This is a genomic window from Achromobacter denitrificans NBRC 15125 (genome assembly GCF_001571365.1).
Classification (GTDB): domain Bacteria; phylum Pseudomonadota; class Gammaproteobacteria; order Burkholderiales; family Burkholderiaceae_B; genus Achromobacter; species Achromobacter denitrificans.
In genome coordinates this window covers 481,190-496,016 of the sequence record NZ_BCTQ01000001.1, presented here as the reverse complement: position 1 = coordinate 496,016, position 14,827 = coordinate 481,190, and the positions used below count along the sequence as shown (strand labels likewise).

17 protein-coding genes and 3 tRNA genes are annotated in these 14,827 nt (G+C 64.5%); 9 read left to right on the top strand and 11 right to left on the bottom strand.

From position 1 onward, the window contains the following. Window positions 1-113 precede the first annotated feature (113 nt). On the top strand, window positions 114-515 hold the full coding sequence (locus ADE01S_RS02330) for a DoxX family protein (RefSeq protein ID WP_062679832.1): 402 nt from the start codon (window positions 114-116) through the stop codon (window positions 513-515). 41 nt (window positions 516-556) lie between these two features. Continuing rightward, window positions 557-1,021, top strand: coding sequence for a nuclear transport factor 2 family protein (locus tag ADE01S_RS02325; protein ID WP_062679831.1), 465 nt, complete (start codon window positions 557-559; stop codon window positions 1,019-1,021). A 2-nt stretch (window positions 1,022-1,023) separates the two neighbouring features. Here ADE01S_RS02325 and ADE01S_RS02320 read toward each other — a convergent pair whose 3' ends face one another. From ADE01S_RS02320 to ADE01S_RS02295, 6 genes are all read right to left on the bottom strand, one after another. Beyond that, the gene (locus tag ADE01S_RS02320) at window positions 1,024-1,614 is read right to left on the bottom strand and encodes a DUF2946 family protein (protein ID WP_062679830.1); all 591 of its coding nucleotides are present in this window, start codon (window positions 1,612-1,614) and stop codon (window positions 1,024-1,026) included. Window positions 1,615-1,616: 2 nt separating this feature from the next. Beyond that, window positions 1,617-1,940 carry a hypothetical protein gene (locus tag ADE01S_RS02315; protein WP_370511553.1) on the bottom strand — a complete coding sequence of 108 codons (324 nt, stop codon included), beginning with the start codon at window positions 1,938-1,940 and terminating at the stop codon, window positions 1,617-1,619. An 89-nt stretch (window positions 1,941-2,029) separates the two neighbouring features. Continuing rightward, a tRNA-Cys gene (locus tag ADE01S_RS02310) sits at window positions 2,030-2,103 on the bottom strand. A 54-nt stretch (window positions 2,104-2,157) separates the two neighbouring features. Beyond that, window positions 2,158-2,233 (bottom strand) — tRNA-Gly (locus tag ADE01S_RS02305). A 208-nt stretch (window positions 2,234-2,441) separates the two neighbouring features. After that, the gene (locus tag ADE01S_RS02300) at window positions 2,442-3,071 is read right to left on the bottom strand and encodes a ProQ/FinO family protein (RefSeq protein WP_062679828.1); all 630 of its coding nucleotides are present in this window, start codon (window positions 3,069-3,071) and stop codon (window positions 2,442-2,444) included. A 234-nt stretch (window positions 3,072-3,305) separates the two neighbouring features. Further along, window positions 3,306-3,381, bottom strand: a tRNA-Gly gene (locus tag ADE01S_RS02295). Between the two features lie 326 nt (window positions 3,382-3,707). Between ADE01S_RS02295 and ADE01S_RS02290 the strand changes: the two genes are divergently transcribed. The 6 genes from ADE01S_RS02290 (at window position 3,708) to ADE01S_RS02265 (ending at window position 9,602) form a co-directional block, all read left to right on the top strand. Next, window positions 3,708-4,730: a hypothetical protein gene (locus ADE01S_RS02290; protein ID WP_062679827.1), complete on the top strand. Its 1,023-nt coding sequence runs from the start codon at window positions 3,708-3,710 to the stop codon at window positions 4,728-4,730. 65 nt (window positions 4,731-4,795) lie between these two features. Further along, window positions 4,796-5,857: a 2Fe-2S iron-sulfur cluster-binding protein gene (locus tag ADE01S_RS02285; RefSeq protein WP_062679826.1), complete on the top strand. Its 1,062-nt coding sequence runs from the start codon at window positions 4,796-4,798 to the stop codon at window positions 5,855-5,857. 342 nt (window positions 5,858-6,199) lie between these two features. After that, on the top strand, window positions 6,200-6,664 hold the full coding sequence (locus tag ADE01S_RS02280) for a phosphonopyruvate decarboxylase (protein ID WP_228468144.1): 465 nt from the start codon (window positions 6,200-6,202) through the stop codon (window positions 6,662-6,664). Window positions 6,665-6,687: 23 nt separating this feature from the next. Continuing rightward, window positions 6,688-7,260 (top strand): thiamine pyrophosphate-dependent enzyme, encoded by a 573-nt coding sequence (locus tag ADE01S_RS02275; RefSeq protein WP_062679824.1) that lies wholly within the window; start codon window positions 6,688-6,690, stop codon window positions 7,258-7,260. A gap of 96 nt (window positions 7,261-7,356) precedes the next feature. Further along, window positions 7,357-8,358 (top strand): zinc-dependent alcohol dehydrogenase family protein, encoded by a 1,002-nt coding sequence (locus tag ADE01S_RS02270; RefSeq protein WP_305954982.1) that lies wholly within the window; start codon window positions 7,357-7,359, stop codon window positions 8,356-8,358. 32 nt (window positions 8,359-8,390) lie between these two features. Beyond that, entirely contained in the window at window positions 8,391-9,602 is a 1,212-nt protein-coding gene (locus tag ADE01S_RS02265) for an ABC transporter substrate-binding protein (RefSeq protein WP_062679822.1), read from the top strand. 76 nt (window positions 9,603-9,678) lie between these two features. On the opposite strand, the gene ADE01S_RS02260 is transcribed toward ADE01S_RS02265, so the two are convergent. The 5 genes from ADE01S_RS02260 to ADE01S_RS02240 all read right to left on the bottom strand — a co-directional run bounded on the left by ADE01S_RS02260 (window position 9,679) and on the right by ADE01S_RS02240 (window position 14,649). Beyond that, window positions 9,679-11,160 carry an aldehyde dehydrogenase gene (locus tag ADE01S_RS02260; RefSeq protein ID WP_062679821.1) on the bottom strand — a complete coding sequence of 494 codons (1,482 nt, stop codon included), beginning with the start codon at window positions 11,158-11,160 and terminating at the stop codon, window positions 9,679-9,681. An 82-nt stretch (window positions 11,161-11,242) separates the two neighbouring features. Beyond that, window positions 11,243-12,211 carry a Bug family tripartite tricarboxylate transporter substrate binding protein gene (locus ADE01S_RS02255; protein ID WP_062679820.1) on the bottom strand — a complete coding sequence of 323 codons (969 nt, stop codon included), beginning with the start codon at window positions 12,209-12,211 and terminating at the stop codon, window positions 11,243-11,245. Between the two features lie 81 nt (window positions 12,212-12,292). Next, entirely contained in the window at window positions 12,293-12,739 is a 447-nt protein-coding gene (locus ADE01S_RS02250) for a PaaI family thioesterase (protein WP_062679819.1), read from the bottom strand. Continuing rightward, window positions 12,732-13,943 (bottom strand): CaiB/BaiF CoA transferase family protein, encoded by a 1,212-nt coding sequence (locus tag ADE01S_RS02245; protein WP_062679818.1) that lies wholly within the window; start codon window positions 13,941-13,943, stop codon window positions 12,732-12,734. The genes ADE01S_RS02250 and ADE01S_RS02245 overlap by 8 nt, the downstream gene beginning before the upstream one ends. 1 nt (window position 13,944) lies before the next feature. Next, window positions 13,945-14,649 carry a haloacid dehalogenase type II gene (locus tag ADE01S_RS02240; protein WP_062679817.1) on the bottom strand — a complete coding sequence of 235 codons (705 nt, stop codon included), beginning with the start codon at window positions 14,647-14,649 and terminating at the stop codon, window positions 13,945-13,947. On the opposite strand from ADE01S_RS02240, the gene ADE01S_RS31715 reads away from it, so the two are divergent. Next, a complete protein-coding gene (locus ADE01S_RS31715; protein ID WP_165695596.1) occupies window positions 14,606-14,797 on the top strand; it encodes a hypothetical protein in 192 nt (63 codons plus the stop codon). The two genes, ADE01S_RS02240 and ADE01S_RS31715, sit on opposite strands and share 44 nt — an antisense overlap. Window positions 14,798-14,827: the final 30 nt, after the last annotated feature.

The following is a 14,827-nucleotide window of genomic DNA, read 5'->3' as shown; positions in this document are numbered from 1 at the left end:
GAACAATAATTTGCAATTCTGCATGTTTATCTTTGTTTTTGGAATCGCAAGAATAGCGCTTCCGAAGAATCTTCCCGTCCTGGGCGATTCCCCAACCGCTCTAGGAGAGTGCAATGGTTGAAACCCGTACCGCGCCCTATGCCGCGCTGCTGCTGCGCGTCGCGCTCGGCGTCATGTTCCTGGCCCACGGCCTGACCAAGCTGCTGGTCTTCACGCTGCCGGGCACCGCTCAGTTCTTCGCCAAGATCGGCTTCGCCGGCTGGCTGGCCTATCCGGTGACTTTCTTCGAAATCGGCGCGGGCGTGATGCTGATCCTGGGCATCCTGCCGCGCTGGGTTGCCGCCGTCGCGGCCGTGCAGTTGTTCGTCGCGTCGACCGTGCACTTCGGCAATGGCTGGGGTTTCGGCAATCCGGGCGGCGGCTGGGAATATCCCATCTTCCTGACGGTGGCGGCCGCCGCGCTGGCGCTGCTGGGCGACGGCAAGTTCGCGCTGCGCAAGAGCGGCCGCGGCTGAATGCCGCGCGCACCCGAAGTCCATAGCCAGGGGAGGCCGCCATGTTCCTGACCATTTCTTGCTTCAAGCGCGCCGCGGGCGCGGCGCTGCTGGCCGCCGCCCTGTCGCCGGCCGCCCACGCATCCGCCGGGCAGGAAGCTGCCAACAAGGCGGCCGTGCTGGCCTTCTACGAGCAGGGCCTGAACCGGAAGGACGCGGACGCCGCGCTGAAGTACCTGGGCGAGCGCTACGTGCAGCACAATCCGAACGCCGCGGACGGGCCCGAGGGCTTCCGCAAGTTCGTCGCGTTCCTGCGCGAAAAGTATCCCCGGTCGCACAGCGAAATCAAGCGCGTTTTTACCGATGGCGATTACGTGATCCTGCACGTGCATGCGGTGCGCGAACCCGGCACGCGTGGGAGCGCCATCGTCGACATCTTCCGCCTGGAGCAGGGCAAGATCGTCGAGCATTGGGATGCGGTGCAGCCCATTCCCGAGCGGTCCGCCAACGCCAACGGCATGTTCTGAAGCTAGGGCCTGGGATCGGGATCGAAACCGAGTTCGCGCGCGACGTCCTGTCGCGCCACGGCCGACAAGGGCGCGGCGGCATAGGCGCCGGGGAAGGCGACCCCCAGCGTGTCGCCGGGAGCCAGGCCGGCCAGCGCATCGAGCAGCGGCGCGCCGTCTTCGGTGACCAGCTTTTCGAGCAGCATGGGAAGGTCGCGGTCCAGCACGATGCCGGCCCCCAGCGGCGTCATCGCGTACAGCTGGCCGGCGTCGTCCAGCCGCCAGGCATCGACCGCGTCGACCGTGGCGTCGGTATGGGTGAGCAGGCGGAGATTGTCGTCGCTCAGCCGCAGCGTGTAGGGCGCCGCGTCCAGCCGCAGGTACACCCGTTGCGGGCCGTTCTGGAAATACCAGCGGCCCGCTTCGTCATGATCGTAGTTGCGGTTGATGAATGCCAGGATCTGGCTGTTGGTGATCGACTCGCCCGGCCCGCCTTGCGCGGACTGGCCCTGCGGATGCAGGCGCCAGCGGCCCCTGGCGTCCAGCGACAGCCAGCCGTAGACCGCTGGCACGTCGGGCCAGCGGACCAGGGCGTCTTTCACCGATTGATCCATGGTCAGGGGCGAATGATGATGGGGGGCGGGTTGATCACGATGGCGGGCGCCGGCATTACGGGCACCACGACCGGCTGCGGCGCGTAGCCGTAGCGGTATTCGTCGCGGCACTTGCGCTTTTCCTGGTAGTCGCCGTTGCGCTTCCACTTGCGCTCGACTTTACAGGCGCCGTCCCAGTACTGCTCCTTGTATTCGCGGCCATGCCGATGGCGATGCTTGTCCGAATCGGCCTGCGCCGCCATCGGCGCCAGCGCGAACACAGCGGCGGCCGACAAGGCCAGCAGCGGGGAGGGAAGGCGGGAGCGGGAACTCGGAATGGTGCGCATGGGATCGTCGTCAAATGAAAACGGCGTCACCATAGCAATCATTCGATTGACGGGGCGTAGGGAAGGGTAACTAGATGCAGGGAAGCTGCTGGAGGCGCAAGCCGGAATCGAACCGACGTACACGGATTTGCAATCCGCTGCATAACCACTCTGCCATTGCGCCAGCACTTCAAGAAAAAAGGAAGCGCGGTGTTGGCCGTTGCTTCCTTTTTGTATTTGGAGCGGGAGACGAGTCTCGAACTCGCGACCTCAACCTTGGCAAGGTTGCGCTCTACCAACTGAGCTACTCCCGCATATGGGCATGCATTGCTGCATCGCCGCTTTGGTGCGTTTCCTGAAGTCTTCCATTGAAGCGCTTTCAGAAAGGGCCGTGTTCACCAAAGACAGCGATTATACACAGAAATTTTGACTTGTGCTGCGTAGGTGAAAAAACGCGGAAAGAAAAAGCGCCCGCGCGAATAGTCGCGCGGGCGCCGGGGTTCGTCCGCGCCCGGATCGGGGTCAGGGCGTTTCGGCAGGCTGCGTGTCGGCGGCCTGGGCGTCGGCGGGCTGGGCGTCGTCGGGCTGCGGGGCAGCTGCCCCGGCTTGCGGCGCGGCGGCCTTCTTCGCGGGACGGCCCTTGGGGCCGCCCGGCCGGCGGCTGGCCTGCCGGCGCGCGTAAGCGGCCTGCTGCGCGGTCACCTTGCCGACGGGCTGTCCTTGCAGGTCGACGCGAGGCGCGTCTTCCGTCAGGCAGGCCCAGTAGCGGCTGCCCTTGCACCAGGCGGCAATGGCCAGCTTCAGCTGCTCTTCCGTCATGGACAGCGCATCGAGATGCTGCGCGGCATCCGCCAGGATGCCTTCCTTGAGCGGCACCTTGGGCGCGGGATTCTTCGGGAAAGCCAGCGGGAACTGCTTCTGCAGGCGCCAGATCGCTTCGACCGTCGGATCGACCGGTTCCCGCTGCTTCGCGGGTTCCTGCTTTCTTGCGGACTCACGCTGCCTGGCGGGATCTCGTTGCTTCGAGGGGTCCCGCTGCTTGGAAGATTCCCGGCGCTTGGCCTGGCCCGCCGCCTTCGGCTGGGCCGGCGCCGCTTGCTGAGCTTGCGCCCGGAGCTGCTCTCGCAGGTCGGCAAGTTTTTCAAAACCCATTGTTCTTTCCAACACCTCTGATTTGTGCAACCAGAAGGTTACCCCATGTACGTGACTGGAGGCACTGTGAGCGGTTGCGGATTTGCCGGTCGATATCGCCGGCGACGGCGGGATTCCGGGTCGCATGGCCGGCGGTGCCGGCAGCGAAGGAGATCCGTCGAAATGAAAAAAGGGCCCGGGGGCCCTTTTTCCTGGACTTCCAGGAAACCGCGAAGGCGGCTGGAAATCGAAATCTGGAGCGGGAGACGAGTCTCGAACTCGCGACCTCAACCTTGGCAAGGTTGCGCTCTACCAACTGAGCTACTCCCGCATTTTCCTGCGCCGAACGCCTCTGGATCGATCCGATCCGGCAGCTGTTCTTTGCAAGAGAGGCGGAAGTATACCCAAATTCTGAAACTTTGCACGCGCAGGTGCCGGGCTTTGCGCATGGACCGGGCAATGCGGCAGGCATCGGCTTGATCTATATCAATGTTCCTGCGTTGCGTTGATGGACACCGCCGCGCCTCTGGTTCCATACTTTGCACCAGATAAAATGATACAAAAAAATAATGAATCCAATAAATTTGGTATCACGTAATCGGGTCGCGATCCCCGCGATCGAACCGTGCCACGCACAACCGAGGAGGAAATGTAGCCATGGAAAAGCAACGCTATGCGGCCACGCAGGAACTGCCGCCCCCGATAGAGCAGCCCAATGTGTACCCGCTGTCCTGGGTCTGTAAGACCAAGAAGCTGCAGGAGGTCTGGGAGGCATCGCTGCGCGAGAACTGGGATCCGGAGAAGCTGCCCTGGGATACCCTGGACCTGGAAAGCTATACCTGGGAAGAGCGCGAATCGATCGCCTACTGGTGGACGCTGCTGTCCGTGTTCGACGCGTCGGCGCCGCCCGTGTTCGCCGAGGCCCTGGTCAAGACCTACGAGGTGCACGAGGAAGACGTCGTTCGCAAATGCTTCTTCTCCGTCACGCGCGACGAGCAGAACCACGAGATCATGTGCGGCCTGGCGATCACGCGCCTGCTCGGCCATTCCGATCCCCTGACCTACGTGCCCAAGACCGAATTGGGCAAGCGGCTGCAGAAGAACGCGCAGTGGCTGTATTTCAACGGCGCCCGCTACTGGACAGGCTACAAGAAGGCCGTGCCCAAGTATGACCTCGCCGTGCTGTTCAGCTCGTTCCTGATGGGCGAAATCGCGGCCGCGACGATCTTCAAGCAGATGTACGAAAACTCGCGCGAGGCCGTGTTCAAGGAAGGCTTCAAGAACATCGGCCGCGACGAGGGGCGCCACATGGCGATCTGCATGGCCGTCATGGAGCGCGACTATCCCGGCCTCAAGGACGACATCAAGGCGGTGGTGACCAAGCAGATCCGCGCGGGCTATCTGTTCCTGTCCGCGGTGCTGTTCGAGCCGCCGATGGAATTCTGGGACCTGCCCGCCGACTTCATCGCGAACCAGCGCGAGGCGGAAGAGGTGGCTCGCGCCGCCGGCTTCGGCATCCCCAGCTATGAGGCCAAGCTGGAGAACTGGCGCAACGCGATGATCAACCTGAAGAGCGTCCTGGATCGCTACAACATCCCGTTCCCCGCCATTCCCGAAGTCGGCATCACGGGGCAGGAAGTCTCGGACGTGGACCTGGAAGACATCATTCCCGTGTTCTGAGCACATGGCGAGGCGGCCGGCGGACGCATTCGCATTCCGCCGGCCGCACAGGGAGCAGCCTAGACATGGCAATCATCACGATACAGCCGTCCGGCAGGACGGTGGAGTGCTCGCCCGGCGATACGGTGCTGACCGCGCTGGAGCGGGCGGGATATGCGTTACCGAACAACTGCCGCGCAGGGGCCTGCGGCGAATGCAAGGTCAAGGTGCTTGCGGGCGCCTTCGACCAGGGCACCGTGCTCGACATGGCCCTGACCGCCGACGAGCGCGCCCAGGGCTATGGCCTCATGTGCATGGCCAAGCCGCTGGCGGACAACCTGGAGATCGAGTGGGGCACCGCCGACGCGCGGCCCAAGCTTTTCCCGCCGCGCGAGAACATGCTGTTCGTCGTGACGGACAAGCGGCGGCTGACGCCGCGCGTCATGGAGTTGCGCCTGCGCCCCTTGGGCAAGCCCATGCGCTACTGGCCCGGCCAGTATGTGATGCTGGGCAATCCGGATGCCGGCATCCCGCCCCGGGCCTACTCGGTTTCGAACGCGCCGCGTCCCGACGGCGAGCTCGTCTTGCAGGTGGCCCTGATGGAGGGCGGCGCCACCAGCGCGTGGGTGCATGACACGCTGATGCCGGGCGAGGGCATCAAGCTCTCGGGGCCCTATGGCACGTTCATCGGCGATCCCGCGGTGGACTCCCCGATACTCTGCCTGGCCGCGGGAACCGGGCTCGCGCCGATACTCGCCCTGACCGAGGCGGCCATGCGGCGCGGATTCCGCCAGCCGGTGATGCTGCTGGTCTCGGCGCGCACGCTTGAAGACGTGTACGGGCTGGGTCTGCTGGCGTGGTGGCGGGCCAGGCATCGGAAGTTCGATTACCGCGTCACCCTGACCCGGGAAGAGCGCGACGGCTGCCTCGCGGGCCGCGTCGGCGACGTCCTGCCCGCCGTGGCCGCGGACCTGTCCAGGCATACGGTATTCGCGGCCGGCAGCCCGGGCTTTGTCACGGCGAGCGTCGAGGCGGCCCTGCGCCTGGGCGCGAAGCCGGAAGCGGTATACACGGAAGGGTTCCATGCCCAGCAGCGGCCGACGGTCGTCGATGACGAGCATCTGCTGTTGGGGGGCGAGGCGGCCTAGCGATTCCAACGGCCCGCGCTCCCCGCGCGGGCCGCGCAGCGACGCTTGCGCCGAAGGATGACCCCATGCGCGGCGGCGGCCGCGCACCGCCGCGCATGGCCAGGCGACTGTTCCTGGCGTGATCGCATTCGCGATCGGACTTGAGGCTGGGCCCGGCCAGGGCCATTCATCATATCAATGATGATATACGCATTATCAATTTGTCGGATGAGTGACCGGACGAGTTTAATCCGGTGAAACACCACGACCGATTCCACTCCTCAAGAACCGATGACAGCAGACCTCGACCAAGCCATACGTCCTTGGCAAAAGGATATACACGCCGCCTTCCAGGGATGCGGCGTGGGACACGTTGCCTACGTGCCCGATGGAGGGCATCGCGGACTCATCAACCTTTGCGCCGACGATCCGTCGATCGGCACGACGGTGCTGACCACCGAAGAGGAGGGCGTGGGCCTGTCCGCGGGGCTGTGGCTCGGCGGCGTGCGCAGCGTGCTGCTGATGCAATCGTCCGGCGTCGGCAACTGCCTCAATCTCTTTTCCCTGGCCGAGAATTGCCGCATGCCCCTGGTGCTGCTCGTCACCATGCGAGGCGAGTTCGCGGAGTACATCCCGTGGCAGATACCGATGGGAAAGCGGGCTGGCGCCGCGCTCGAACTGATGGGGTTCGACGTCTTCCGCGCCGAGTCGGCGGATGGCGTGGGAGATCTCTGCGCGGGGGCCATGGACCAAGCCTTCCATTCCAGGCGCAGCGTTGCGGTGCTGTTGTCCCAGCGGCTGATCGGCCGCAAGAACTGGTCGAAGTAAGCCAATCCGAAACCGTTACTGACATGACTACACGAATCGAACGCAGGCCCGCCGTGGCCCGACTGCTGCAAGGGCGCGCGGATATGCTGGTGGTGGCCGGGCTGGGCTCCCCGGTTTACGACGTGTTCGCCGCCGGCGACCATCCGCTGAACTTCTACGACTGGGGCGCCATGGGGTCGGCTGCCATGGTGGGACTGGGGCTGGCGCTTGCGCAACCGGAGCGCCCCGTGACCGTCTTCACCGGGGACGGCGAGATGCTGATGGGGCTGGGCGCGTTCTCGACCATCGCCCAGCATCGCCCGCCGAATCTCTCCATCGTCATCCTCGACAACGAGCAATACGCCGAGACCGGGATGCAGCAAACCGCTACCGGGTTCGGTACGAACCTGGCCGCTGTCGCCCGCGCCTGCGGACTGGAAGACGCGTCGACCTGCTACTCGGCGGACGTCCTGGACACCTTGCGCGAAAAGATCCATGGGCGTTGCGGCACCCTGGTCGCCGTGTTGAAGATCGAGCCGGGCGACCAGCCGCGCACCGTGCCCGAAAGAGATGGGGCGACGATCACGGATCGCTTCAAGCACGCGCTGCAGGCCTGAGCAGTTCGCCGTTCCTTCCCGATTCCCTAACGAAGCAGGGGTGCATCCATGCGCGCAGTGTATTTTCTGGGTGACCGGAAAGTGGAGATCAGAGACGTGCCGGACCCCACGCCGGGTCCTGGCGAGGTGATCATCGAGATCAAGGCCTCGGGCATGTGCGGCACGGACCTCAAATACTATCGGGCCAGCGACGGCGCCAGCGCGATCGGTTTCGCGTCCGCATCGGGCGCGCCGGTGATTGCGGGCCATGAACCTTGCGGCATCGTGTGCGAGGCGGGGCCGGGCGTGACCTCTCCGCTGGCGCGTATCGGCCGGCGCGTCATGAACCATCATTACTCCGGTTGCGGTTGCTGCAATCCTTGCCGCACGGGCTGGACCCAGATGTGCGACGAGGGTTCGATCACCTTCGGCGCGAACGGCGACGGGGCGCATGCCCGGTATATGAAGGTGCCGGCCGACTCCCTCGTCGCGCTGCCCGACGAGCTGTCGTTCCAGGCCGGGGCCGCCATTTCGTGCGGGACAGGCACGGCCTGGGGCGGCCTGCATCGCCTGGGCCTGCGCGGCGAAGACACCATCGCGATCTTCGGCCAGGGGCCGGTCGGGCTGAGCGGGACGCAGCTGGCCGTGGCCATGGGGGCTCGCGTTATCGCGCTGGACTTCGACGACAGCCGGTTGGAACGCGCCAGGGAGTTTGGGGCCGATTGCGTGATCAATGCCCGCGCCGAGGATCCCGCCGCCGCCATCATCGAGGCCACCGGCGGACGAGGCGCGGCGTGCGCCATGGACTGCACCGGCTCATCGGCGGCCCGATCCGCGGCCGTGCGCAGCGCCGCCAAGTGGGGGCGCGTGGTCTTCCTCGGCGAGGGGGGCAATGTGACGATCGATGTGAGCACCGAGATGAACCGCAAGCAGCTGTCGATCTACGGCAGCTGGACTTTCAGCCGGAGCGGCCAGGCGGACTGCGCGCGTTTCGTCGCCGAGCGCGGGATCGATGTCGACCGGCTCTTCACGCATTCCTGGCCGTTGGAGCAGGCGGAGCAAGCCTATGGCCTCTTCGACACCCAGACGACAGGCAAGGGTGTGCTGATCCCGGCCTAGCGGGCCGCGAATCTCATCGCATGGAGAAAGACATGTTCAAAGTCGGATTGCGCGTTCTTGCCGCCGCCTTGGCCACGGCCTTCGCGCCCTGCCAGGCGGCGGATGGCATTTCGGGCGATGTCGTCAAAATCGGCGTGCTCGGCGATATGTCGGGCATGTACTCCAGCGGGTTCAGCGGGCCGGGAGCGGTCGCCGCGGTGAAAATGGCGGTCGAGGACTTCGGCGGCTCGGTGCTGGGCAAGAAGATCGAGGTGATCTTTTCCGATCACCAGAACAAGGTCGACATCGCCTCGGCGACGGCGCGCCAGTGGTTCGACACGGCCGACGTCGACATGATTACCGACCTCACGAACTCCTCGGTGGCGCTCGCCGTGCAGAAGCTGGCGGAAGACAAAGGCAGGATCACGATTGCGACGGGCCCCGGGGCGATCGATCTCACCGGCAAGGCCTGCACGAAGTACGGCGTGCATTACGGCTACAACACCTACGCGCTGGCAACGGGAACGGCCTCGGCAATCATGAAAGAGGGCGGAGATTCCTGGTTCATCCTGGCGGCCGACTACGCCTTCGGCCATGCGCTGGAACGCGATACCTCACGGGTCGTGACGGGCATGGGAGGCACGGTGAAGAAGAGCCTGCGCGTGCCTCTCAATACGGCGGACTATTCCTCCTACCTGTTGCAGGCCCAGGCTTCGGGTGCAAAGATCATCGGCTTGGCCAATGGCGGGACGGACACCGTGAACGCGATCAAGCAAGCGCACGAGTTCGGCATCGTCGCTGCCGGCCAGCGCCTGGCGGGCATGCTCATCCTGCTATCGGACGTGAAGAGCATAGGCGTGGATATCGCCAAGGACCTGCACTACACCGACGGCTGGTATTGGGACCTGGACGACGCGTCGCGCAACTGGAAAAAGCGCTACCTGGAATTTTCCAGGAATGCCGCGCCCACCGCCCCGCATGCCGCCATCTACTCCGCCACGATGGCTTATCTGCAAGCGGTCCGGGAGGCTGGCACCGACCGGGCCGATGCCGTGCGGGCGAAGCTCGGCGCGATGAAAATCGACGATTTCTATGCGAAGGGCGGCGCCGTTCGGGCAGACGGCATGCTGATCCACGATATGTACTTGTTGAAGGTGAAGGCCGACGGCGAGAGCGAGTGGGACCTGTCGGAACGGGTGGCGACGATTCCCGGCGAGCAAGCCTACATTTCTCCGCAAGCGAGCGAATGCGCCGCGCTGAAGTAGACGTTGCGCGAGCCCGGCGCGGAAGACGCGCAGTCTTCCGCGCCGGCTCGGCTTGAGGCCGCCTGGCGGCCGCTTTCTACTTCAGTCGCATGACGAACGGATTGCCAGGCGCCTGGGAGGAGTTGTTGATCCAGACGGTCTTCGCCTGCAAGTACGACTTGATCATCTCCTGCCCGCTCTCGCGCCCCAGGCCGCTGTCTTTCATCCCTCCGAATGGCGCCATGACATTCAGCGCCCGATAGGTATTGATCCACACCGTCCCGGACTGGATCCCTTCGGACATGCGAAAGGCGCGCGCCATATCCTTGGTCCATACGCCGGCGGCCAGCCCATACCTGGAGCCATTGGCAATCCGCAGCGCCTCTTCTTCGTCCTCGAAGGGGATGACGGCAAGCACGGGTCCGAATATCTCCTGCTGGGCGAGCCGGGAGTCGTTCGAGACGTCCTTGAAGATGGTCGGTTCCACGAACAGTCCGCCGCTGGGGTGTTCGATGGCCTTGCCGCCCCAGAAGACGGTTGCGCCTTCTTTTTTTGCATCGTCGATGCAGGACAGCACTTTGTTGTAATGCGGCAGGTTCGCCAACGGTCCGATCTGCGTTTCGGCGTCGAACGGGTCGCCGATCTTCACGCCTTGCATCATGGTCCGGAGCTTCTGGAGGAACGTGTCGTAGATCGACCGTTGCAGCAGCAATCTCGACCCGGCGATGCAAGTCTGGCCCGCCGCCGCGAAAATGCCCGACGCCACGCCCGCCAGCGCGGCGTCGAAATCCGCGTCTTCGAAAACGATATTGGGCGACTTCCCGCCCAGTTCCAGCGTGACCTGCTTGAGGTCCCCGGCCGCGGCCTTGTTGATCGCCTTCCCGGCCGTGTCGGAACCGGTGAAGGCGATCTTGGCGATGTCGGGGTGGCTGACGAGGGGGGCGCCCACGTTCTGGCCCGTGCCGCACACGACGTTCACGACGCCCGGCGGGAAACCCGCCAGCTCGAAGAGCTCGGCGAATGCGACGGTGGAAGCGCTGGTGAACTCGGACGGCTTGATGACGAAGGTGTTGCCGGCGGCCAGGCCCGGCGCCAGCTTCCACGTCAAGAGCAGCAGCGGCGAGTTCCATGCGGTGATGGCGGCCACCACGCCCAGGGGTTCCCATCGCGTGAAGACGAATTGGTCCGGCTTGTCTATCGGCAGGACGGCGCCTTCGATCTTGTCCGCCAGCCCCGCGTAGTAGTAGTACCACTGGGGGATGGTCTGCAGCTGGATCCGCATTTCGCCGAGCAGCTTGCCGTTGTCCCTGACCTCGATCTCGGCAAGCCTGTCCGCATTTTCGGCGATCAGATCTCCCACTCGGCGCAGCAGCGCCCCGCGGGCGGTGGCGGACATCTTCGCCCACTCGGGCGAATGGAATGCGGCCTTGGCGGCGGCGACGGCGGCGTCGACATCGCCCTGGTCGCTGTCCGGCACTTCGCACCAGTTCTCGTTCTTGTAGGGGTCGAGGCTGGCCATCCAACGGCCGGAGGCCGCCGGCGTCATTCTTCCTCCGATGAGGTTTTCAAATCTCTGCATCTTCTCGCTCCTGACAGTGGTTCATGCGTCGGGCGAGTGGCGCGGATCCATGGCCGCGCCACTCGGGCCGGCGGCCGGTGGTTCAATCCACCGAAATGCCCAGCTCCTTGACGGCCTGCGTCCAGCGCTCGATTTCGGCGTGAACGTAGGGGCCGGTTTCGGCGTAGGGCATGGTGGGGACTTCAGCGCCTTGCAGCTTCCAGGTCTCGGCCACCGCGGGATCCTTCAAGGTGTTGCGAATCGCCTCCGCCATGCGTTTCACGACCGCCGGCGGAGTGCCTTGCCGAGTCCACCAACCGTACCAGATGGTGGCGTCCATGTCAGGGCCGCCCGCTTCCTTGAGCGTCGGGATATCGGGAAACAAGGTGCTGCGGTTTTTGGTGACGACGGCCAGGGGACGGATGCTGCCGCTGCGGATCTGCGATGCGGACGTGCCGAGGCCGTCGAACATGAGGGAGCAATGGCCGGCGATGAGATCGGTCATCGCCGCGGCGGTGCCGCGATAGGGGACGTGCGTCACGTTGATGCCGGTCAGGCGCTTGAACTGTTCGCCCACGAGGTGTTGCGATGTGCCGTTGCCTGAAGAGCAGTAGTTGATATCTCCCGGGTGGGCTTTTGCGTAGGCGACGAATTCCCGGACCGTCTTGTAGGGCGCGTTGTTGGTGACCACCAGGACGGTCGGCACATAGGCGGTAAGCGCCACGGGCACGAAATCCTTGTCCAGGTCGTAATTGCGTTTCGGGTACAGCCCTTCCGCCATCGGTTGGTGCACCCCGCCGGACAGGTAGGTGTAGCCATCCGGATTCGCCTTGGAAACGTGCTGCACGCCTATGATGCCGCCGGCGCCGGGCCGGTTTTCGACGATCATCGGCTGGCCCAGCTCCTTCGACAATCCGGCAGCCAGCGGCCGGGTGAAAACATCGACGCCGCCACCGGGTCCGTAGGGCACGATCACGGTCATCGGCTTTCCGGGCCAATCCGCGCTTGTCGCAACGCCCGGCATTGCGGCGCATATTGCGCCGGCCGCCGCGAGCCTCTTCATCCGCTTCATCTTTGTCTCCTTTATCGTTTTAAAAAATGGGCGGCAGCCGTCTCCGGACGGCTACCTCCCGGCCCTACCTTTGGCTGTGACTTACGACTTGGACGAGCGCTCCGCGGGCGGTTTCAGACGTTTCCAGGTCGACGTGGCGAACGCCACCGTGTCGCCGTCGGCGTCGGTCATGACTGCACGCAAATAGGAAATGCCCTGGCCGAGCTTGATGAATTCACTGCAACAGCGCATCGTCCCTGCGCGTGCCGCCTTCACGTACTGCGTTTTCATCTCCAGCGTCGCGCCGGGCCCTTGCCGGCGGTTCAGAAGATGGCCCATCGAGATGTCCAGCACCGTCGCAATGATTCCGCCATGCAAGGAGCCCTGGGGGTTGAACATGAAGTCCTTGGCCTCGAACGTGATCACGCATTGCCGCTCCGGGTAGTCGAACCGAAGCGCCAGCAGCCGTGCCAGAAAGAAGTGTTCGAAGGCGGGTCTGTGCGTTGCCAGCGCTTGCTCGAAGGCCTGCCTGGCGGACATTTCATCCATGAGGCGCCTCCCGGCAGCGCACCACGCCGCGGGCGGCCAGCGACTTCACCGCTTCGCCGCTCATGCCGAGCAGGTCTTCCAGGATCTGCGCGGTGTGCTCGCCCAGCAGAGGCGGTGGCGAGTGGTCGTCATCGTTGCGGTCATCGAACCGGATGGGGCTGTCGATGTTCTTGACGACGCCCGCCGTGGGATGGACCATTTCGATGAGCATGCCGCGCGAGGTCAGCTGTTCGGCTTCGCACACCTCCCGCACCGACCGGATGTCCCCGTACGGCACGCCGGCTTCCGACAGCGCCGCGATCCAGTGCCGGCGCGGCTTGGACGCCACGATCCGGGCCACGATGGGCACCAGTTCTTCGCGCAGCCTGACGCGTTCGACCGCTTTGGCGTAGCGGGGATCGCCAGCCAGATCCGGCCGTTCGATCACCCCGCAGAAGCGTTGCCAGAACTTGTCGTTGGCGACGCCGATGTTCAACCAGCCGTCTGACGCCTTGAAGGTTTCGTAAGGAGCGATCGTGGCATGCGTATTGCCGCGTCGCTTGGGGCTGTTGCCGGTAGTGAAGTAGATGCCGGCGTTGAACGTCAGCAAGGAGGCCATGCTGTCCAGCATGGAGACATCCACGTGCCTGCCCTGGCCGGTGCGCGCGCGTTCGAGCAGCGCGGCCATGATGCCTTGGGTGGCGAATTGGCCGGTCAGCAGGTCGGCGATCGAAGTGCCCACTTTTGTTGGCGGCCCGTTCGGATCGCCGGTGATGTCCATGATGCCCGATTCGCCCTGGATGATGAGGTCGTAGCCGGGGCGCTGGGCATCGGGGCCCGTGCGGCCGAATCCGGTGATGGAGCAGCTGATCAGCTTCGGGTTGGCCGCGCGCAACGCGCGATGGTCCAAGCCCAGCCTTTCCATGGTGCCGGGCCGGAAGTTGTCGAGCAGCACGTCGCTTCGCTCGGCCAGGCTTTGCACGATGCTGACGCCGTCCTTGTCGCGCAGATTGACGGCGCAACTGCGCTTGTTTCGATTGACCGACAGGAAGTAGGCGCTTTCGCCGCCGCTGAAGGGCGGCCCGAAAGCGCGACTGTCGTCTCCGTGCTCGGGTTCTTCGATCTTGATGATCTCGGCGCCCAGGTCCCCCAGCAGCATGCTGCAGAAAGGACCGGACACCACCCGGCTCAGGTCGAGGACACGAATACCGGTGAGCGGCCCCATATCACACCATCAGGTCGGCCAGCGACTGCATATCGTCGACCCACAGATCGGGCTGGTGGGGCGTGCCTCCGAACGGACGCTTGCGACGGTCGATGAAGGCGCTGTGCATGCCGGCCGACTTGGCCCCCAGGCAGTCGAAGGCATGGTTGGCCACGAACAGCACTTCATCCATGCGCACGCCCATGATCTCGGCCGCTTTGGCGTAGGTGGCGACGTGCGGCTTGAACGAGTTCGCTTCGGCGACCGAAATGACGTTGTCGAACGGAATCTTGTGATAGGCCTTCGCTGCCTCCAGCATGTCGGGATCGCCATTGGACAGCACCACGATCTTGTAGCGGGTCTGCAGCCGGGCCAGCGCCTCGGGCACGTCCGGGAAGCAGGTCAGCTTCTCGATGCAGCCGACCAGGTAGCGCACCTCGTCCGGGGTGTGTTCGATGCCGGCCCGTTCCAGCGTGTACGAAACGGCGCGGTGGCCGATCTCGCGGTACGGCGTGTGTTCCTTGTGCAGCAGGGCGTCGATCATCGAGTTCTCGAAATGCGTCCGACGCCACCAGGTGACAAAGGAGCCCGGGTTGCCCGTCCATCCCTTTTCCTTGAGGAAGGGCGCGGCGATTTCGGTCAGCCCCTTTTGCATGTCGACCACCGTGCCATATTGGTCGAACATGACGACTTTGATCTTGTTTTTGAGAACGTCCGCAGATGCCATTGAAATACTCCGATTGGTAGAGATAAGCGCCGATTCGCGTGAAGTGAAATTTACGAGCGGGGCCAAAATCAATCCAATGGATGATTTGAATGGAATTATTGATGGCATCAATAGTGGTGGCGTGAAGGCGGCCGTCCTCGCGCGGTAAGGGGGGGCGATCCAGCGTCCGTGGGAGGGG